This window comes from Xanthomonas indica, from assembly GCF_040529045.1.
Taxonomy (GTDB): domain Bacteria; phylum Pseudomonadota; class Gammaproteobacteria; order Xanthomonadales; family Xanthomonadaceae; genus Xanthomonas_A; species Xanthomonas_A indica.
This window is the reverse complement of sequence record NZ_CP131914.1, coordinates 2,865,426-2,881,368: the sequence shown is the minus strand read 5'-3', so window position 1 is coordinate 2,881,368 and position 15,943 is coordinate 2,865,426. Positions and strand designations below refer to the sequence as shown.

General features: G+C 70.4%; 17 protein-coding genes. 6 read left to right on the top strand and 11 right to left on the bottom strand.

Annotation, left to right across the window (positions count from 1 at the left end; translation table 11 throughout):
- Positions 1-32: 32 nt before the first annotated feature.
- From Q7W82_RS12525 to Q7W82_RS12490, 8 genes are all read right to left on the bottom strand, one after another.
- The gene (locus tag Q7W82_RS12525; RefSeq protein ID WP_242161278.1) at positions 33-602 is read right to left on the bottom strand and encodes a hypothetical protein; all 570 of its coding nucleotides are present in this window, start codon (positions 600-602) and stop codon (positions 33-35) included.
- A complete protein-coding gene (gene carA / locus Q7W82_RS12520; RefSeq protein ID WP_242161277.1) occupies positions 599-1,726 on the bottom strand; it encodes a glutamine-hydrolyzing carbamoyl-phosphate synthase small subunit in 1,128 nt (375 codons plus the stop codon). The genes Q7W82_RS12525 and carA overlap by 4 nt, the downstream gene beginning before the upstream one ends.
- Before the next feature lie 162 nt (positions 1,727-1,888).
- On the bottom strand, positions 1,889-2,605 hold the full coding sequence (dapB, locus tag Q7W82_RS12515; RefSeq protein WP_242161276.1) for a 4-hydroxy-tetrahydrodipicolinate reductase: 717 nt from the start codon (positions 2,603-2,605) through the stop codon (positions 1,889-1,891).
- A gap of 297 nt (positions 2,606-2,902) precedes the next feature.
- Positions 2,903-3,616, bottom strand: coding sequence for an MOSC domain-containing protein (locus tag Q7W82_RS12510; RefSeq protein WP_242161275.1), 714 nt, complete (start codon positions 3,614-3,616; stop codon positions 2,903-2,905).
- Between the two features lie 19 nt (positions 3,617-3,635).
- Positions 3,636-4,844: a PLP-dependent aminotransferase family protein gene (locus Q7W82_RS12505; RefSeq protein ID WP_242161274.1), complete on the bottom strand. Its 1,209-nt coding sequence runs from the start codon at positions 4,842-4,844 to the stop codon at positions 3,636-3,638.
- Between the two features lie 73 nt (positions 4,845-4,917).
- Positions 4,918-5,172: a DUF6587 family protein gene (locus Q7W82_RS12500; RefSeq protein ID WP_242161273.1), complete on the bottom strand. Its 255-nt coding sequence runs from the start codon at positions 5,170-5,172 to the stop codon at positions 4,918-4,920.
- A gap of 1 nt (position 5,173) precedes the next feature.
- Complete coding sequence (locus Q7W82_RS12495) at positions 5,174-7,033, bottom strand: ferrous iron transporter B (RefSeq protein ID WP_242161272.1); 1,860 nt, start codon at positions 7,031-7,033, stop codon at positions 5,174-5,176.
- Entirely contained in the window at positions 7,030-7,281 is a 252-nt protein-coding gene (locus tag Q7W82_RS12490) for a FeoA family protein (protein ID WP_010343348.1), read from the bottom strand. The genes Q7W82_RS12495 and Q7W82_RS12490 overlap by 4 nt, the downstream gene beginning before the upstream one ends.
- 123 nt (positions 7,282-7,404) lie before the next feature.
- On the opposite strand from Q7W82_RS12490, the gene Q7W82_RS12485 reads away from it, so the two are divergent.
- From Q7W82_RS12485 to Q7W82_RS12460, 6 genes are all read left to right on the top strand, one after another.
- Positions 7,405-8,193 carry an enoyl-CoA hydratase-related protein gene (locus tag Q7W82_RS12485; protein WP_242161271.1) on the top strand — a complete coding sequence of 263 codons (789 nt, stop codon included), beginning with the start codon at positions 7,405-7,407 and terminating at the stop codon, positions 8,191-8,193.
- Positions 8,190-8,594: a VOC family protein gene (locus Q7W82_RS12480; protein WP_242161270.1), complete on the top strand. Its 405-nt coding sequence runs from the start codon at positions 8,190-8,192 to the stop codon at positions 8,592-8,594. Before Q7W82_RS12485 ends, Q7W82_RS12480 begins: the two co-directional genes overlap by 4 nt.
- Positions 8,595-8,739: 145 nt before the next feature.
- Entirely contained in the window at positions 8,740-9,636 is an 897-nt protein-coding gene (locus Q7W82_RS12475; RefSeq protein WP_242161269.1) for a hydroxymethylglutaryl-CoA lyase, read from the top strand.
- A 113-nt stretch (positions 9,637-9,749) separates the two neighbouring features.
- Entirely contained in the window at positions 9,750-10,520 is a 771-nt protein-coding gene (locus tag Q7W82_RS12470; RefSeq protein ID WP_242161268.1) for an SDR family oxidoreductase, read from the top strand.
- Between the two features lie 115 nt (positions 10,521-10,635).
- The gene (gene yeiP, locus Q7W82_RS12465) at positions 10,636-11,202 is read left to right on the top strand and encodes an elongation factor P-like protein YeiP (protein WP_010343353.1); all 567 of its coding nucleotides are present in this window, start codon (positions 10,636-10,638) and stop codon (positions 11,200-11,202) included.
- 4 nt (positions 11,203-11,206) lie between these two features.
- Entirely contained in the window at positions 11,207-11,638 is a 432-nt protein-coding gene (locus Q7W82_RS12460; protein ID WP_242161267.1) for a hypothetical protein, read from the top strand.
- A gap of 449 nt (positions 11,639-12,087) precedes the next feature.
- Here Q7W82_RS12460 and Q7W82_RS12455 read toward each other — a convergent pair whose 3' ends face one another.
- The 3 genes from Q7W82_RS12455 to Q7W82_RS12445 form a co-directional block, all read right to left on the bottom strand.
- Positions 12,088-14,007 carry a DUF4105 domain-containing protein gene (locus Q7W82_RS12455; protein WP_242161266.1) on the bottom strand — a complete coding sequence of 640 codons (1,920 nt, stop codon included), beginning with the start codon at positions 14,005-14,007 and terminating at the stop codon, positions 12,088-12,090.
- Positions 14,004-14,321: a DUF2388 domain-containing protein gene (locus Q7W82_RS12450; protein WP_242161265.1), complete on the bottom strand. Its 318-nt coding sequence runs from the start codon at positions 14,319-14,321 to the stop codon at positions 14,004-14,006. The genes Q7W82_RS12455 and Q7W82_RS12450 overlap by 4 nt, the downstream gene beginning before the upstream one ends.
- Positions 14,322-14,438: 117 nt before the next feature.
- Complete coding sequence (locus Q7W82_RS12445; protein WP_242161264.1) at positions 14,439-15,827, bottom strand: FAD-binding oxidoreductase; 1,389 nt, start codon at positions 15,825-15,827, stop codon at positions 14,439-14,441.
- Positions 15,828-15,943 lie beyond the last annotated feature (116 nt).

The window sequence follows — 15,943 nt, the reverse complement described above, 5'->3', positions numbered from 1 at the left end:
TGTGAGGCTGAGCGTCTAACGTTTAGAGTCGTTCAGGAAAAATCGGATTCGGACAATCGACAACGATTGACCAGCTCATCCCCGAGCGCTGCCTGCTGCGCTTCCGTCATGGCAGGGGGAGTCAGCGGCGGTGCCGCGCGGAACACCATGCCTGCAGGCGAAGCGATGAACTCCTGCGTCTGCGCCGCTTGAGCAGGGCTCATTCCAAGCAGCAATTCGGCGCGATCAGGCACGGGTCGGCTCAGAAAAACGGCCTTTGCAGCCGCGGCCACATACTGCATGTAGCGCTGACCAGCAGCTGTCTTGGAAAACTGGATCCAGCGCTCTGCCTTGTCGTCATCCTGGAAGAGGGTCTTCAACTGCGCCACGGTATTCCGCGCGATCGTCTCTCCCACGAGCCCAGCAATGCAGCCTTTTTGATCTGAACCGAGTTTTTGGAACAACGGCGCTGATGCCACCGAGTCCTTGGCGTAGATGGACACCGCCTCTTTCAATCCGAGGATCTGGAAAAGTTGCGACGCTTGCGCATCCGATACGTCGGAGGCCGTTGCAGCTCCACTGCACGCGAGGAGAATCGCCAACGTCAGCTGGCGAAGGTTCATGCGCCAGCCGCCGCCATCAGCGCGGTGAAGCGATCGAACAGCGGCGCCACGTCGCGCGGACCCGGCGAGGCTTCAGGATGGCCCTGGAAGCTGAAGGCCGGCGCGTCGGTGAGCGCGATGCCCTGGTTGCTGCCATCGAACAGCGAGCGATGGGTGACGCGCACGTTGGCCGGCAAGGTCGCCTCGTCCACCGCGAAGCCGTGGTTCTGCGAGGTGATCATCACCCGGCCGCTGTCCAGGTCCTGCACCGGATGGTTGGCGCCGTGGTGGCCGTGGCCCATCTTCAGGGTCTGCGCACCGGCGGCCAGCGCCAGCAACTGGTGGCCCAGGCAGATGCCGAAGGTCGGGATCTTGCGCGCCAGCAGTTCCTGGATCGCGGCGATCGCGTAGTCGCAGGGCGCCGGATCGCCGGGACCGTTGGACAGGAACACGCCGTGCGGGTTCATCGCCAGTACTTCGGCGACCGGCGTCTGCGCCGGCACCACGGTCACCTCGCAGCCGCGCTCGGCGAGCATGCGCAGGATGTTGAGCTTGACCCCGTAGTCGTAGGCGACGACCTTGAACCTGGGCTCGGCCTGCACGAACGCGTTGCTGTCCAGGTCGAGCTGGCCGTCGCGCCAGGGATAGGCCTTGTCGGTGGACACCACCTTGGCCAGGTCCATGCCCTTCAGCCCCGGGAACGCGCGCGCCGCTTCCAGCGCGGTGTCCACGTTGACCTCGCCGGCCATCAGCGCGCCGTTCTGCGAGCCCTTCTCGCGCAGGATGCGGGTCAGCTTGCGGGTGTCGATGCCGGCGATGGCGACCACGCCGCGCTGGATCAGCCAGTCCGGCAGCGCCACCTGGTTGCGCCAGTTGCTGGGGCGGCGCGGCACGTCGCGCACGATCAGGCCGGCCGACCAGACCTGGGCGGCCTCGTCGTCCTGGTCGGTGCAGCCGGTGTTGCCGATGTGCGGGTAGGTCAGCGTGACCAGTTGGCGGGCGTAGGAGGGATCGGTGAGGATCTCCTGGTAGCCGGTCATGGCGGTGTTGAACACCACTTCGCCGACGGACAGGCCGGCAGCGCCTACGGATTCGCCCTCGAACACGGTGCCGTCTTCAAGGACAAGGATTGCGGGTTGAGTCACGGGGTTCGCCTTGGGGAGAGAGGAACCCTGCCCCACCAACTTGCAGGCTGCAAGAAACCGCGAACTCGGCGCTTCTCCGGGTCCGTGGCGATGGGTAACAGGCGAGCGAGAATTGTACCGGCGCGGGGCGGTCCGCGCCAGCCGTTTGGGTGAAGTGCCTGTTCAGCCGAGCAGGTCGCGCAGCCGGTAGGCCCCGGGCGCACGCCCCGGCAGGCGCGCGGCGGCGTGCAGCGCGCCGCGGGCGAAGATGTCGCGGTTGCTGGCGCGGTGCACCAGCTCGACCCGCTCGCCGAGCCCGGCGAACTGCACCAGATGCTCGCCGACGATGTCGCCGGCGCGCAGGCTGGCGTAGCGCGGGGTGGCGCCGCCCTGGGCGGCCGCGTCGCCAAGTGTCAGCGCGGTGCCGGAGGGGGCGTCCTGCTTGTGCACGTGGTGGGATTCGACGATGTCGCAATCCCAGCCCGGCAGCGCCGCGGCGGCGCGCTCGACCAGATCGTGCAGCACCGCCACGCCCAGGCTGAAGTTCGATGCCCAGATCAACGGAATGCGCTCGGCGGCGGCGGCCAGCGCCTGCCGCTGCGCGTCCTCCAGCCCGGTGGTGCCGGACACCAGCGCCGCACCGCGCGCCGTGCACAAGGCCAGCACCGGGTCGAAGCCCTGCGGCAGGCTGAAGTCGATCGCCACGTCGAAGGCCGGCACGCCGCCCAGTTCGGCCGCGGCGAAGTACGGCACACCATCGATCACCCGCTGCGCCGGCGCGCGGCGGACCACCGCGGCCACCACCTGCAGCGCCGGGTCCTGCGCGGCCAGCCGCAACAACGCCTGGCCCATGCGGCCGGACGCACCATGGATCAACACACGCAACGGAGAAGTCGTCATCGGCACAAGGCTAGCGGTTTGCGCGCGGGTGCGACAGAGGGCGTGTGCCGTGGATGGCAGGCGGCGGGCGCCGAAGCGTCCCCGGGTCGTCGATGAAAGAGGTGAAGCGTGCCCGCGTGGACAGTGCTCGGTGCCGGCGAGCGCCGCGCTTCGTTCGTCGCGGCTGAAGCCGCTCCTACAGACCATCAACGGCGTCGCTTGCCGGAAAGTGGGTGGGAGGGGCTTCAGCCCCGACGCGGTGCCATCCAATCACGCCACACACGACGACAGACATAGGAATGGCGGCGCCTTGCTGCCCTACTCCGGCGCCTGCCCCAGCAAGCGCTTGTCCCAATCCTCCACCGCGCGCTGCGCCAGGCGCCGCTCGAACAAGGTGCGCCAGTTCGGCACCAGTGGCAGCGCCAGCACCTCCTGCAGTTGCGCCGGGTCGATCTCGCGCCGGTACAGCAGGCCGACCAGGCGTGCCAACGACCACTGCGGATACGGACGCTCCAGCAGCGCCAACCTGTCGCCGGCGGCGACCTCGCCGGGCTGCAGCACCCGGTAGTACCAGCCGGTACGGCCGCTGTCCTGCACGCGCCGCGCCAGCGCGGCCACGCCGAAACGGTCGGACAGCTTCCAGCACGGCTGCCGCGACTGCGACACCTCGACCACGGCCGTGCCCAGGCGCAGCCGGTCGCCCAGGCACAGGTCAGCTTCGGTCACGCCGCAACTGCTGAGGTTTTCGCCGAACGCGCCCGGCGCGTCCAGCAAGGCATGCACGCCCAGTTCCTCGCGCCAGGCCGGGTAATGGTCGCGCGGATAATGGTGCAAGGCCTTGTCGGGGCCGCCATGCACACGGCGGTCGCCCTGCTCGTCCAGTTCCAGCCCCTCCAGCCCGATGCGCAGGCGCCCGGCCTGCGGTCGCTTGTCGATCGCGCTGCGGCTGCCCGGGCGGGTGAACGCCTGGGCGCGGCCGACCAGGACCGCATCGATGGTCCACGCTGCCACGGCGGAACCGGAGGGTGTCATGGACGGCACGACGCCGGACTCAGGCCGTCGCGCGCAGGTGCGCGGCGACCTCGTCCTGCAACAGCGCGCCGAGGATGCGCACACCCATCTCGATGCGTTCGGCCGGCACCGTCACGAACGAGAGCCGCAGGGTATTGCGCTGCGGCGCGACCGCGAAGAACGGCGCACCCGGCACGAAGGCCACATTGCGCTCGATCGCCTTGCTCAGCAGCGCGCCGCCGTCCATGCCCACCGGCAGCTCGACCCAGATGAACATGCCGCCGGCCGGGCGATTCCAGCGCACCTGCGCGGGGAAATACTTGCCCAGGGCGGCGAGCATCTGCTCGCAGCGGCTGGCGTACAGCGCACGGATGCCAGGGATGTGTGCATCCAAAAAGCCGTCCTGCACCGCCTCGTAGACGATGCGCTGGCTGAACGACGGGGTGTGCAGGTCGGCGGCCTGCTTGGCCTGCACCAGCTTGGCGTGCACCGCTTCCGGCGCGACCACGTAGCCCAGGCGCAGGCCGGGCGCGAAAACCTTGGAGAACGAGCCCATGTAGATGGCGCCGTCCGGGTTCATCGACAGCAGGCTCGGCAGCGTGTCGCCGCTGTAGCACAGCTCGCCGTAGGGATCGTCCTCGACGATCGGCACGCCGGCCTCGGCCGCACGCGCCACCAGCGCCTGGCGCCGGTGCAGCGGCAGGCGCCGCCCGGTCGGATTCTGGAAGTTCGGCAGCACGTACATGAAGCGCGCGCCGGCCAGTTGCGCATCGTCCAGCGCGTCCACCACCACGCCGTCGTCGTCCGACTGCATTGCCGCGAACGCCGGCTGGAACAGCGAGAACGCCTGCAGCGCGCCGAGATAGCTGGGCGTTTCCACCAGCACCTTGCTGCCTTCGTCGATGAACACCTTGCCGAGCAGGTCCAGGCCCTGCTGCGACCCGGTGGTGATCAGCACCTGGCTGGGTCGGATGCTGGCGCCGTCGCGGCTCAGCCGTGCCGCCACCCATTCGCGCAGCAACAGATAGCCCTCGGTCGGGCCGTACTGCAGCGCCGCCTGCGGCGCATCGCGCAGCACCTTGTCGCAGGCCTCGCGCATGCGCGCGACCGGGAAGGTATCCGGCGACGGCAGGCCGCCGGCAAAGGAGATCACTTCCGGGCGTTCGGTGACCTTGAGGATTTCGCGGATCGCCGAACTGGTCAGCGCCTGCGCACGGCGGGAGAACGGGAATGGATTGGTCATCGGCATAGGATAGTCGCCGCCCTCGCCACGCGCATGTGCGGCGCACAAGCAGGCGCGGGCCGGGAACGCGTGGCGCGGCTCAGTGCCGCCGCGGCGGCGTCGGCCCGCAGCTGTCGCAGCCGCCGCAGGCGCCAGCGCCGGCGCTGGCCGGCGGTGCGATGCGCCGCCCCAGCGCCTGCAGCCAGGCCGCCCGGCCGGGCTTGAGCAGGCGTAGCGCGAGTGCGCCGCGCAGCTTGCGCGCGGTGCCCGGGAATTGCTTCTTCAGTACCACCCAGGCGCTGACCAGTACCGCCAGCGCGATCACCAGGTACTGCAGCAGCAGCGAGGTGCTCATTTCAGCCGGCTCCCAGCGCCACCGCGACCTGGTAGGTGACCAGCGAGGCCAGGTACGCCAGCGCGAACAGGTAGAACGCAGCGAAGCTCATCTGCTTCCACGAATTGGTCTCGCGCTTGATCGTGGCCAGGGTGGAAATGCACATCGGTGCGTAGATGTACCAGACCAGCAGCGACAGCGCGGTGGCCAGCGACCAGCCGTCGTGGATCAGCGGCGACAGCGCCTGCGCGGCGGCATCGTCGTCGGCCGCCGACAGCGCGTACACCGTCGCCAGCGACGACACCGCCACCTCGCGCGCGGCCAGGCCGGGGATCAGCGCGATGCAGATCTGCCAGTTGAAGCCCAGCGGCGAAAACACCGTGGTCATGGCGTGGCCGATGCGGCCGGCGAAGCTGTAGTCGATCGCCGGCAGGGTGGCGTCGGCCGGCGGCGCCGGGAACGACAACAGGAACCACAGCAGGATGGTCAACGCCAGGATGATGCCGCCGACGCGCTTGAGGAAGATCGCCGCGCGCTCCCACAGGCCCAGCGCCAGGTCGCGCAGGTGCGGCACGCGGTAGGACGGCAGCTCCAGCAGCAGCGGATGCTCGCCCTTGTCGCGGCGCCACTTCTTCATCGTCCACGACACCAGCAGCGCACTGGCGATGGCGGCGAAGTACAGGCCGAACAGCACCAGGCCCTGCTGGTTGAACACGCCCCACACCTGCCGCTGCGGGATGAACGCGCCGATCAGCAGGGCGTACACCGGCAGGCGCGCCGAACAGGTCATCAGCGGCGCCACCAGGATGGTCGCCAGGCGGTCGCGCGGGTCCTGGATGCTGCGGGTGGACATGATCCCGGGCACGGCGCAGGCGAAGCTGGACAGCAGCGGGATGAACGAGCGCCCGGACAGGCCGGCGGCGGCCATCATGCGGTCGAGCAGGAACGCCGCGCGCGGCAGGTAGCCGGACTCCTCCAGCGCCAGGATGAAGGCGAACAGGATCAGGATCTGCGGCAGGAAGATCACCACGCCGCCGAGACCGGCGATGATGCCGTCCACCAGCAGGCTGCTCAGCGGCCCCTGCGGCAGGGTCGCGCCGACCCAGGCACCCAGTGCCTTGGTGCCGCCGTCGATCAGGTCCATCAGCGGCGCGGCCCAGGCATAGACCGCCTGGAAGATCAGGAACATCACCACCGCCAGGGTCAGCAGGCCGGCCACCGGATGCAGCAGCCAGCGGTCCAGCGCATCGTCTACCCGCGAGGTCCGCGTCGGCATCGACACCGCCGCCGCCAGGATCGCGCGCACCTGCTGGTGGTAGTCGCCCTGCCCCTCGGCCGGCGCCACCGCCGGCGGCAGTGCCGGCGCCAGCGTGTCCAGCCGCTCGACCAGGGCACGCGCGCCGTTGCGGCGCACCGCCACGGTCTCGATCACCGGCACGCCCAGCGCCTGCTCCAGCGCCTGGCGGTCGATCTGGATGCCGCGGCGCTGCGCCGCGTCGACCATGTTCAGGGCCACCAGCATCGGCTTGCCCAGTTCGCGCAGCTCCAGCGCGAAGCGCAGGTGCAAGCGCAGGTTGGTGGCGTCGACCACGCAGACCAGCACGTCCGGCGCCGGCTCGCCCGGGTAAAAGCCGCGGCACAGGTCGCGGGTGATCGCCTCGTCCAGGCTGGCCGGCTGCAGGCTGTAGGCGCCCGGCAGGTCCAGCACCGCGAACTCGCGCCCGGACGGCGCGCGGAAACGGCCCTCCTTGCGCTCGACAGTGACGCCGGCGTAATTGGCGACCTTCTGCTTGCTGCCTGTCAACTGGTTGAACAGTGCGGTCTTGCCGCAGTTCGGGTTGCCGACCAGGGCCAGGCGCAGCGGCGCGGCCACCGCGCTCACGGGCGCACCTCGTCCAGCGCGCTGACCTGCACCCGCGCCGCCTCGCTGCGGCGCAGCGCGAAGCGCGTATAGCCCACCTGCACCAGCAGCGGTTCGCCGCCGATCGGCCCACTGGTCAGCACCTGCACCTGCTCGCCGGCGACGAAACCCAGCTCGCGCAGACGCCGCGCAATGGCGTCGTTGGGCTGGCGGTCGTGCACGGATTCCACCAGGGCGCTGCTGCGCAACGGCATGTCGGACAACGTCACAGCACGATCCGTCGATAAGAATGGTTATCAATTGTAGCATCGCCGCGGCGCGTCATGGCGGCGCCGGCACGGGCGGCTATCATTCCGTATGGCTGCCGTTTTCCCTGCGTACGAGCGTGTTCGATGAGCGATGTCCTGTTGTTGCAACGATCCGGCAAGGTCCTGACGCTGCAGTTGAACCGACCCGAGGTCCGCAACGCCTTCGACGCCGCGCTGATCGCGCAGCTCAGCGACGCCCTGCTGCAGATCGGCGCCGATCCGCAGGTGCAGGTCGTGGTCCTGGCCGGCGCCGGCGCGGCGTTCTCGGCCGGCGCCGACCTGCAGTGGATGCGCTCGATGGCCGGCGCCGGCGAACAGGCGAACCTGGACGACGCACTGGCCCTGGCGCGGCTGATGCGCCTGCTCGACGAACTGCCCAAGCCCACGGTGGCACGGGTGCAGGGCGCCGCGTTCGGCGGCGCGGTCGGCCTGGTCGCCTGCTGCGACATCGCCGTGGCCGCCACCGATGCGCGCTTCGCGCTCAGCGAAAGCCGGCTGGGCCTGCTGCCGGCGGTGATCTCGCCGTACGTGATCGCCGCGATCGGCGCGCGCCAGGCGCGGCGCTGGTTCGCCAGCGCGGAAACCTTCGACGCCGCCACCGCGGCGCAGATCGGCCTGGTCCACCAGGCGGTGGCGCCGGAGGCGCTGGACGCGGCGGTGCAGCGCCAGGTCGCCCTGCTCGGCCAGGCCGGGCCGCTGGCCGCTGCCGGCGCCAAGGCGCTGGTGCGGCGGGTTGCCGCCGGCGGCGAGCGCGATGCGCTGGACCAGGCCAACGCGGCCCTGATCGCGCAGCTGCGGGTCTCGGCCGAGGGCCAGGAAGGACTGAATGCGTTCCTCGAGAAACGCGAACCGGCCTGGAGGGCCAGCCCATGAACCCGATCGACCATCTCGGCCTGCGCTGCAGCGACCTCGACCGCAGCCTGGCCTTCTACCGCGCCGCCCTGGCCGCGCTGGACCTGGACGTGGTGATGCAGGTGAGCGCCGAACAGAGCGGCGGCCAGCGCCACGTCGGCTTCGGCCGCGACGGCAAGCCCAGCTTCTGGATCGCCGACGGCGGCCGCGACGCTGGCGACCACGGCGTGCACGTGGCCTTCGTCGCCGCCAGCCGCGCGCAGGTGGATGCCTTCCATCGGGCCGGCCTGGCCGCCGGCGGCCGCGACCACGGCGCACCGGGCCTGCGCCCGCACTATCACCCCGACTACTACGGCGCGTTCCTGCTGGATCCGGACGGCCACAACATCGAAGCGGTCTGCCACCACCCCGCGACGGCCTGATCCGCGCGGCCATGTCGCGCCGGTGTAGATGACGACGGCCGTGCGTGCCGTTGCTTCGCGATCTCTTCCTATCAGGAATTCCCATGACCCTCGTCGCTTCCCGTTTCGTGTGCATTGCCCGGCCAACGGCACAGGAATCTCGGCGATGAGCGACCGCGTGCGCATCGTCGAGGTCGGCCCGCGCGACGGCTTGCAGAACGAGAAGGCCTGGGTCGCCACCGCCGACAAGATCGAACTGATCGCACGGCTGGGGCGCACCGGCCTGCGCAGCATCGAGGCGACCAGCTTCGTCAGCCCGAAATGGGTGCCGCAGCTGGCCGATGCGGCCGAGGTCTACGCCGGCATCGCGCAGGTGCCGGGGGTGGACTACCCGGTGCTGGTGCCGAACCTGCAGGGCTACGAACGCGCCGCCGCGGTCGGCGTACGCGAGGTAGCCGTGTTCACCGCCGCCTCGGAGGCCTTCAACCGCACCAATACCAATGCCGGCATCGACGAATCGCTGGCGCGCTTCGCCCCGGTGCTGGAGCGCGCGGCCGCGGACGGGGTCAAGGTGCGCGGCTACGTCTCCACCGTGCTCGGCTGCCCCTACCAGGGCGAGGTCCCCCTGGCCGACGTGGTGCGGGTGGCGCAGCGGCTGCACGCGATGGGCTGCTACGAGATCTCGCTGGGCGACACCATCGGCGTGGGCACGCCCGGCAAGGCGCGGGCGATGCTGCGCGCGGTCGCCGCGGCGGTGCCGATGGCGGCGCTGGCGGTGCATTTCCACGATACCTACGGCCAGGCCCTGGCCAACATCGCCGCCTGCCTGGAAGAAGGCGTGCGCGTGGTCGATGCCGCGGTGTCCGGCGCCGGCGGCTGCCCGTATGCCAAGGGCGCCAGCGGCAACGTGGCCAGCGAGGACGTGGTCTACCTGCTGCACGGCAATGGCGTGGAGACTGGCATCGACCTGCCGGCGCTGGCCGCGACCGGTCGCTGGCTGGCGCAGAAACTCGGCCGCCCGACCGGCAGCAAGGTCGGCCAGGCGCTAGCCGCCGAGGCCTGAGCCGCGACAGCTCCGCGCCCGACCACAGGCCTGCACACCGCGCCCGGTCGGCGCGTCTCGCCGCAACGGGGCGGCACCCTCTAAACTGGGCGTTTTCCTGGGAGGGAACATCCATGCAGCTTGCCGATCTGAAAGCGGTGGTCACCGGCGGCGTGTCCGGCCTCGGCCTGGCGGTGGCGCAACGCATCGTCGCCGAAGGCGGCAAGGTGGCGCTGTTCGATCTGAACGACGACAAGGGCGCGGCCGCGGTCGCCGCGCTGGGCGCGGAGCGGGCCCGCTACCTGCGCACCGACGTCAGCGACGAAGCCCAGGTGGCCGCGCAACTCGGCGCGGCGCGTGATTTTCTCGGCGGTCTCAACGCTGCGGTCAATTGCGCCGGCATCCTCGGCGCCGGTCGCGTACTCGGCAAGGAAGCGCCGATGCCGCTGGCCACCTTCCAGGGCACGGTGATGGTCAACCTGGTCGGCAGCTTCAACGTCGCCAAGGCCGCCGCCGACCTGATGCAGCACAACGCCCCAGGCGAGGACGGCGAGCGCGGCGCCATCGTCAACACCGCCAGCGTCGCCGCCTACGAAGGCCAGATCGGCCAGGCCGCCTATGCCGCGTCCAAGGGCGGCGTGGTGGCGATGACCCTGCCGATGGCGCGCGAACTGGCGCGCTTCGGCATCCGCGTCAACACCATCGCCCCGGGCATCTTCTGGACCCCGATGGTCGACGGCATGCCCGAGGCCGTGCAGCAATCGCTGGCCGCGGCGATCCCGTATCCTTCGCGTCTCGGCCGCCCGGACGAATTCGCCGACACGGTGATGTTCCTGCTGCGCAACCGCTACCTCAACGGCGAGACCATCCGCCTGGACGGCGCGGTGCGGTTGGCGCCCAAGTAGCCGGGAATGGAGAATCGGGAATGGGGAATCGCAAAAGCGCCTCCCTCCCGCCGATCCTTTCCGGCCGCTTGACGCCGTTCCGATTCCCTATTCCCCATTCCGATCCCCAGCTCCCATGAAAGCCAACGAAATCAAGAAAGGCAACGTCGTCGAGTACAACAACGGCGTGTACCAGATCCGCGACATCGAGCGCAGCTCGCCGCAGGGCCGCGGCGGCAACGTGCGCTTCCGCTTCGTGATGTACAGCGTGCCGGGCGGCAACAAGCTCGATGCCAGCTTCGACGGCGACGACGACCTGCGCGAGGTCGAGCTGATGCGTCGCCAGGCCACCTTCTCCTACAAGGACGGCGAGGCCTTCGTGTTCCTCGACGATGAGGACTACACCCCCTACACCCTGGACGCCGATGCGATCGGCACCGACGCCGGCTACATCACCGACGGCCTCAGCGGCATCTACGTGCAGGTCATCGACGACCAGCCGGTGGCGATCCAGCTGCCGCAGAGCGTGACCCTGGAAGTGATCGAGACCCCGCCCGAGCTCAAGGGCGGCACCGCCACCAAGCGCCCGAAGCCGGCCAAGCTCAACACCGGCATCGAGATCATGGTGCCGGAGTACATCGGCAACGGCGAGCGCGTGCTGGTCAACACCACCACCGGCGAATTCGCCGGCCGCGCCGACTGACTCCATGCGCGGGCGCCGTGCCGGTCACGCCTCCCGCACCGGCAGCGCCGGGCATGCGCCGCAGCGCGCCTGCCTTGGCCTGCTGCTGGCCCTGCCGGCGCTGGCGCTCGCCGCGCCGGCGAGGCCGGCCGCCGCGGCCGCGGCCAAGCCCGCATGCACGATTCCGGACGCGGTCGATCCCGAGCACCACGCCGGCTTCTGCTCGATGCCCGAGCCGATCAGCGCCTTCGTCGCCCGCCAGGACACCTGCAGCCACTTCGCCGGGGAGGAACCCTACGACGCCGCGCGGCGTCGCGACCTGGAAAAGGCGATGGACACGTACTGCGACGGCAATGAACAGACCTGGGCGAAGCTGCGCGCGCAGTACCGCCAGGATCCGCCACGCGACGCCTGGTTGCGCCGCTACGGCAAGGATGTCGATCTCGAGCTGCCGTGACGGCGGCCTGCGGGCCGGCAAGGTCGTGCCCTAGCGGGAACGGATCTCGGCCCTGAGGGTGGTCGATATCGCGTAGCTTCCCGGCTTGCGCGTCGCCGCTGAAGCCGCTCCTGCAAAATGGACGGAGGCTGCGCCGCGTTTGTTGTGGAAGCGACTTCAGTCGCGACGACTGCCCCAGCCGATTCGCCTTCGCGCTTCGCTCTCGCGGCCGAAGCCGCTCCCTCAAAGATGGGCGAAAAAAATGGGCCGCTCGCTGTGGGAGGGACTTCAGTCCCGACGACTGGAACTATCGGCCTCCTTTGATGACGAAAAGGCTGCACCTGCAACCAGCCGATGCCGCGGACTCACCGCCGGCCGCGTCGCGGTCCCAGCTTCAGCCGCGACCGCGACGTCGTCGACCAAATGCGAGATGCTCCCTTCGGCCTCCCTGACCAACCGCGCCTGCCGCACTACGGCTGCCCGCCACCCTCCTGCAACACCGAAGGCGACCGCAACTGCAGCCCGCCACCTTCGCGATTGAGCGTGCGCAAGCGTTCGCCCAGCGTCGCCAGGTTGGCATCGACCTGCGCCAGGTCCGCCTGCAGCGGCGCCGGCAGCAACCCGCGCAGGCGCGTCTGCAGCGCGGCGCCCTCGTCGTGCAGCGCCGCGATCCGCGCCTGTCCCTGCACCTGCAGCCAGGCGCGCTCCTGCGCCTGCGGCAGGCCATAGCCCGGCTGCCCCTGCAGCAGGCTCGCCGGTTGGCTCAGCAAACCTTGCTCGGCCAGCACCGCACGCACCGCGCTGGCGGCGTCGCGGGTGTCGCCACTCGCATCGCCCCCGCCCGCACCGGCCGCCGCGGACGGCAGCGGCTTGCCCAGATAACGCCGCTTCAGCGCATCGCGACCGCGCTGTTCGGCACGACGGCGGGCGGCATTTTCCAACACAAGCAGGGCGGCACTGGCGCGCAAGTCGCCACGCTGCAGCCACGGCGCGCGTTGCGCGGCGGGCAGGTCCAGCCATGCGTCGGCATTGCGGGCCGGCAGCGCCAAGGAACCGCGCGCCACCGCGAACATCTCCGCAAAATGCGCGCTCGCCGCCGGGAAGAAGTAGCCATTGCGCACCGCCGCGTCGGCATCCTCGAACACCGAGGCATCGGCGATGCCGGCGCGCAGCAGGCGCCGGCGCAGCCCGGTCGGGCTGATCCCGGACAGGTGCGCAGCCGCCAGCCGCGGCACGCCGTCGTGCAGCAAGGCGTAGGTCTCCACCGCGCAGTTGTTGCTGAGGAAGTAGTAGCGGCCGTCGTAACTCCAGTGCAGGTGCGCGGCACGCTCGAGCAGCGCGGCGATCTCCTCGCGCGAGAGCCGCAGCGGCAGCGACTGCAGGCCGCGCAGTTGCACCTGGGTGTAGTCGTCCACCACCTGGCGCAGCGGCAGCACGAACAGCCGCGACGGGTAGGAGCCGGTAAGCCCACGCAGGCTGGAGATCTGCACGTCGTCGACGAAGGCCCGGAACGACAGCACCCGGTGCTCGGCCAGGTCCAGCCGACACTGCGGCCCCAGCGGATGGCCTGGCGCACAGATCACCAGGCGCAGCATGCTGTGGCCCCAGTGACTCATCGGCTGCGCATTGCCTTCGGCCAGCAGGTAGTCCACCGCGTAGACCCGCGCCGGGTCCACCTGCAACAACGCGGCCGCGTCGGCCAGCGGATCCTGCACGAAGACCTGGTCCGGCGCGCACACAGGCGCCGGGGGCGTCCACGCCAGGCGCGCGGCGAAGTAGCGGGCCAATGCCGGTCGCCGGCAGGCGTACTCCGGGTCGAGCAGGAAGTGTTCGAGATTCACCGCCACGAACTCGGCCGGCGACTGCAATTCGTAGCGGTCCGGGCTGCGCTCGGTGAAGCGGTTCTGGCCGCGGCGCAGGCCCAGGCGCATCGGACTGACCTGCCAGCCGGCCAGATCCAGCAGGCGCGGATCGGACGACAACCGCCCCGCCGCGGCGCGGTCGTAGAAATGCGCCAGCTCGTGCAGCACCGCCGCCAGCGCCGGCCGCCGCGCCGGATCGGCGGCCGGATCGGTGTCGCCCGCCGCCGCCATCCAGTCGCGCAGCAGGCGCTTGTTCAACAGCAGGCGACGCGCCTGCGCGCGCCCGTGCACCTGCGCGGGGAGATCGTCGCGCCATTGCAGCGGCAGCCCTGCCGGCAGCGCCGCGGCCCAGGCCGGCGGCAGCCGCGCCTGCGCCGCGGCCAGCACGGCCTGGCTGGCGGTGCGTTCGGCTGGGCTCAGCCCGCGCTCGTCGACGACCAGCGGCGCGGCCGCGGCGTGCACCGCACCGGCCAGCACCAGCACCGCCAGCCACCGCGCGACTAGGCGCCGTGGCCGGCGCGCGCTCACAGCGCCAGGATCGCCTGCGCCAGTTCCAGGTCGCTGGCCTGCTGCGCCTGCGGGTTGCGCTCGCGCAGCACGCGCAGCGCCGCTTCCAGTTGCGCGCCGCGGATGCGCCCGGCGCTGGCGACGAAGCCGGCCGCGTCGTCGCGCGCCTGCAGCACCACCTTGTCGTTGTTGGAACTGCTGTCCGAGGACGCCGAGCTGCCGGCCGAACCGGCCGAGGCCGACCCGGCGGAGGTGCCGGCGAAGCTGGACGCCTGCGCGAACGCGGGCACGGTCAGGGCGAACAGCAGGGCGCAGCGCGCGGTCACTCGGGTCATCGCAATCGTTCCAAACAGGATCGTGAAAAGGGGGACGGCCGGCGCCGCGCCGCATAGCCTAGCGGTCCGCTGCGCGCAGCGCCTGAACGGGTCGCGCCGGCAGCGGCGCGGCTGGGCTCAGGGATCGAACAGCTTGCCCGGATTGAGCAACCCGGCCGGATCGAACACGCGCTTGACCGCGCGCATCAGCGCGATCTCCTCGGCGCTGCGGGTACTCTCCAGGTACGGCTTCTTGACCAGGCCGATGCCGTGCTCGGCGGAAATGCTGCCGCCGTGCTCGGCCAGCACCTGCGCCAGCAGCTTGGTGACCTGCTCGCAGGCGGCGATGAACTCGGCCGGCGCGGTGGCATCGGGCTTGAGCACGTTGATGTGCAGGTTGCCGTCGCCGATATGGCCGAACCACACCACCTCGAACTGCGGATAGGCCTCGCCGAGCAGCGCCTGGGTGCGCGCCAGGAACACCGGCATCGCCGAGATCCGCACCGACACGTCGTTCTTGTAGGGCGTGTAGCGCGCTACCGCCTCGGTGATGCCTTCGCGCAGGCGCCACAACTGCGCGGCCTGCGCCTCGCTCTGGCTGATCACCCCGTCCAGCACCCAGCCCTGCTCCATGCAGGCCTCGAACGCGGCCAGTGCCGCCGCCTCCTGCACCTCGTTGCCGCTGGCGTACTCGGTGACCACGTAGTACGGATAGACGGTATCGAACGGCGCCTGCGCACCATGCGCGAGCACATGCTGCAGTGCGCGGTCGGTGAAGAACTCGAACGCCTCCAACTGCAGGCGGCTGCGGAACGCGGCGAACACCTGCATCAGCACCTCGAACGACGGCAGCGCCAGCAGCATCACGTTGCTCGGCGGCGGCGGATCGGTGAGCCGCAGGGTGGCCTCGACCACGATGCCCAGGGTGCCTTCGGAGCCGATCAGCAACTGGCGGAAATCGTAGCCGCTGGAATTCTTGATCAAACCACGGTTGAGCTCGAGCAACTCGCCGCTGCCGGTGACCACCTTCAGCCCGGCGATCCACTCGCGGGTGTTGCCGTAGCGGATCACGCGGATGCCGCCGGCGTTGGTGGCGATGTTGCCGCCGATCGAGCACGACCCGCGCGCGGCGAAGTCCACCGGGTACAGCAGGCCGTGCTCGCGCGCGGCGTTGTGCACCGCTTCCAGCGGCATGCCGGCCTGCACGGTGAGGGTGCGATCGACCGGGTCGAACGCCAGCGCCTTGTTCATCCGCTCCAGGCTCAGCACCAGTTCGCCGTGCGCGGCCACGGCGCCACCGGACAGGCCGGTGCGGCCGCCGGACGGCACCACCGCCACCGCGTGTTCGTTGGCCCAGCGCAGCACCGCCTGCACCTCCTCCACCGTCGCCGGCAGCGCGATGGCCAGCGGCGCCGGGGTCCAGCGCCGTGTCCAGTCGCGGCCGTAGTGCTCCAGGTCGGCGGGATCGGTCTTCAGGCGCAGGCCGGGAACGGCGAGGGCCAGGGCATCCAGGCGCGAATCGGTCATGGGCGGAGAGGTCGAGGCGTAGACAATCGTTCAAGCGTGCCAGCGTTGCGCAACAACGTCCAGTTGCGGCGTCGACGCCGCCGTTCTTGCGAATCCCCAATCCCCACTCCCGAATC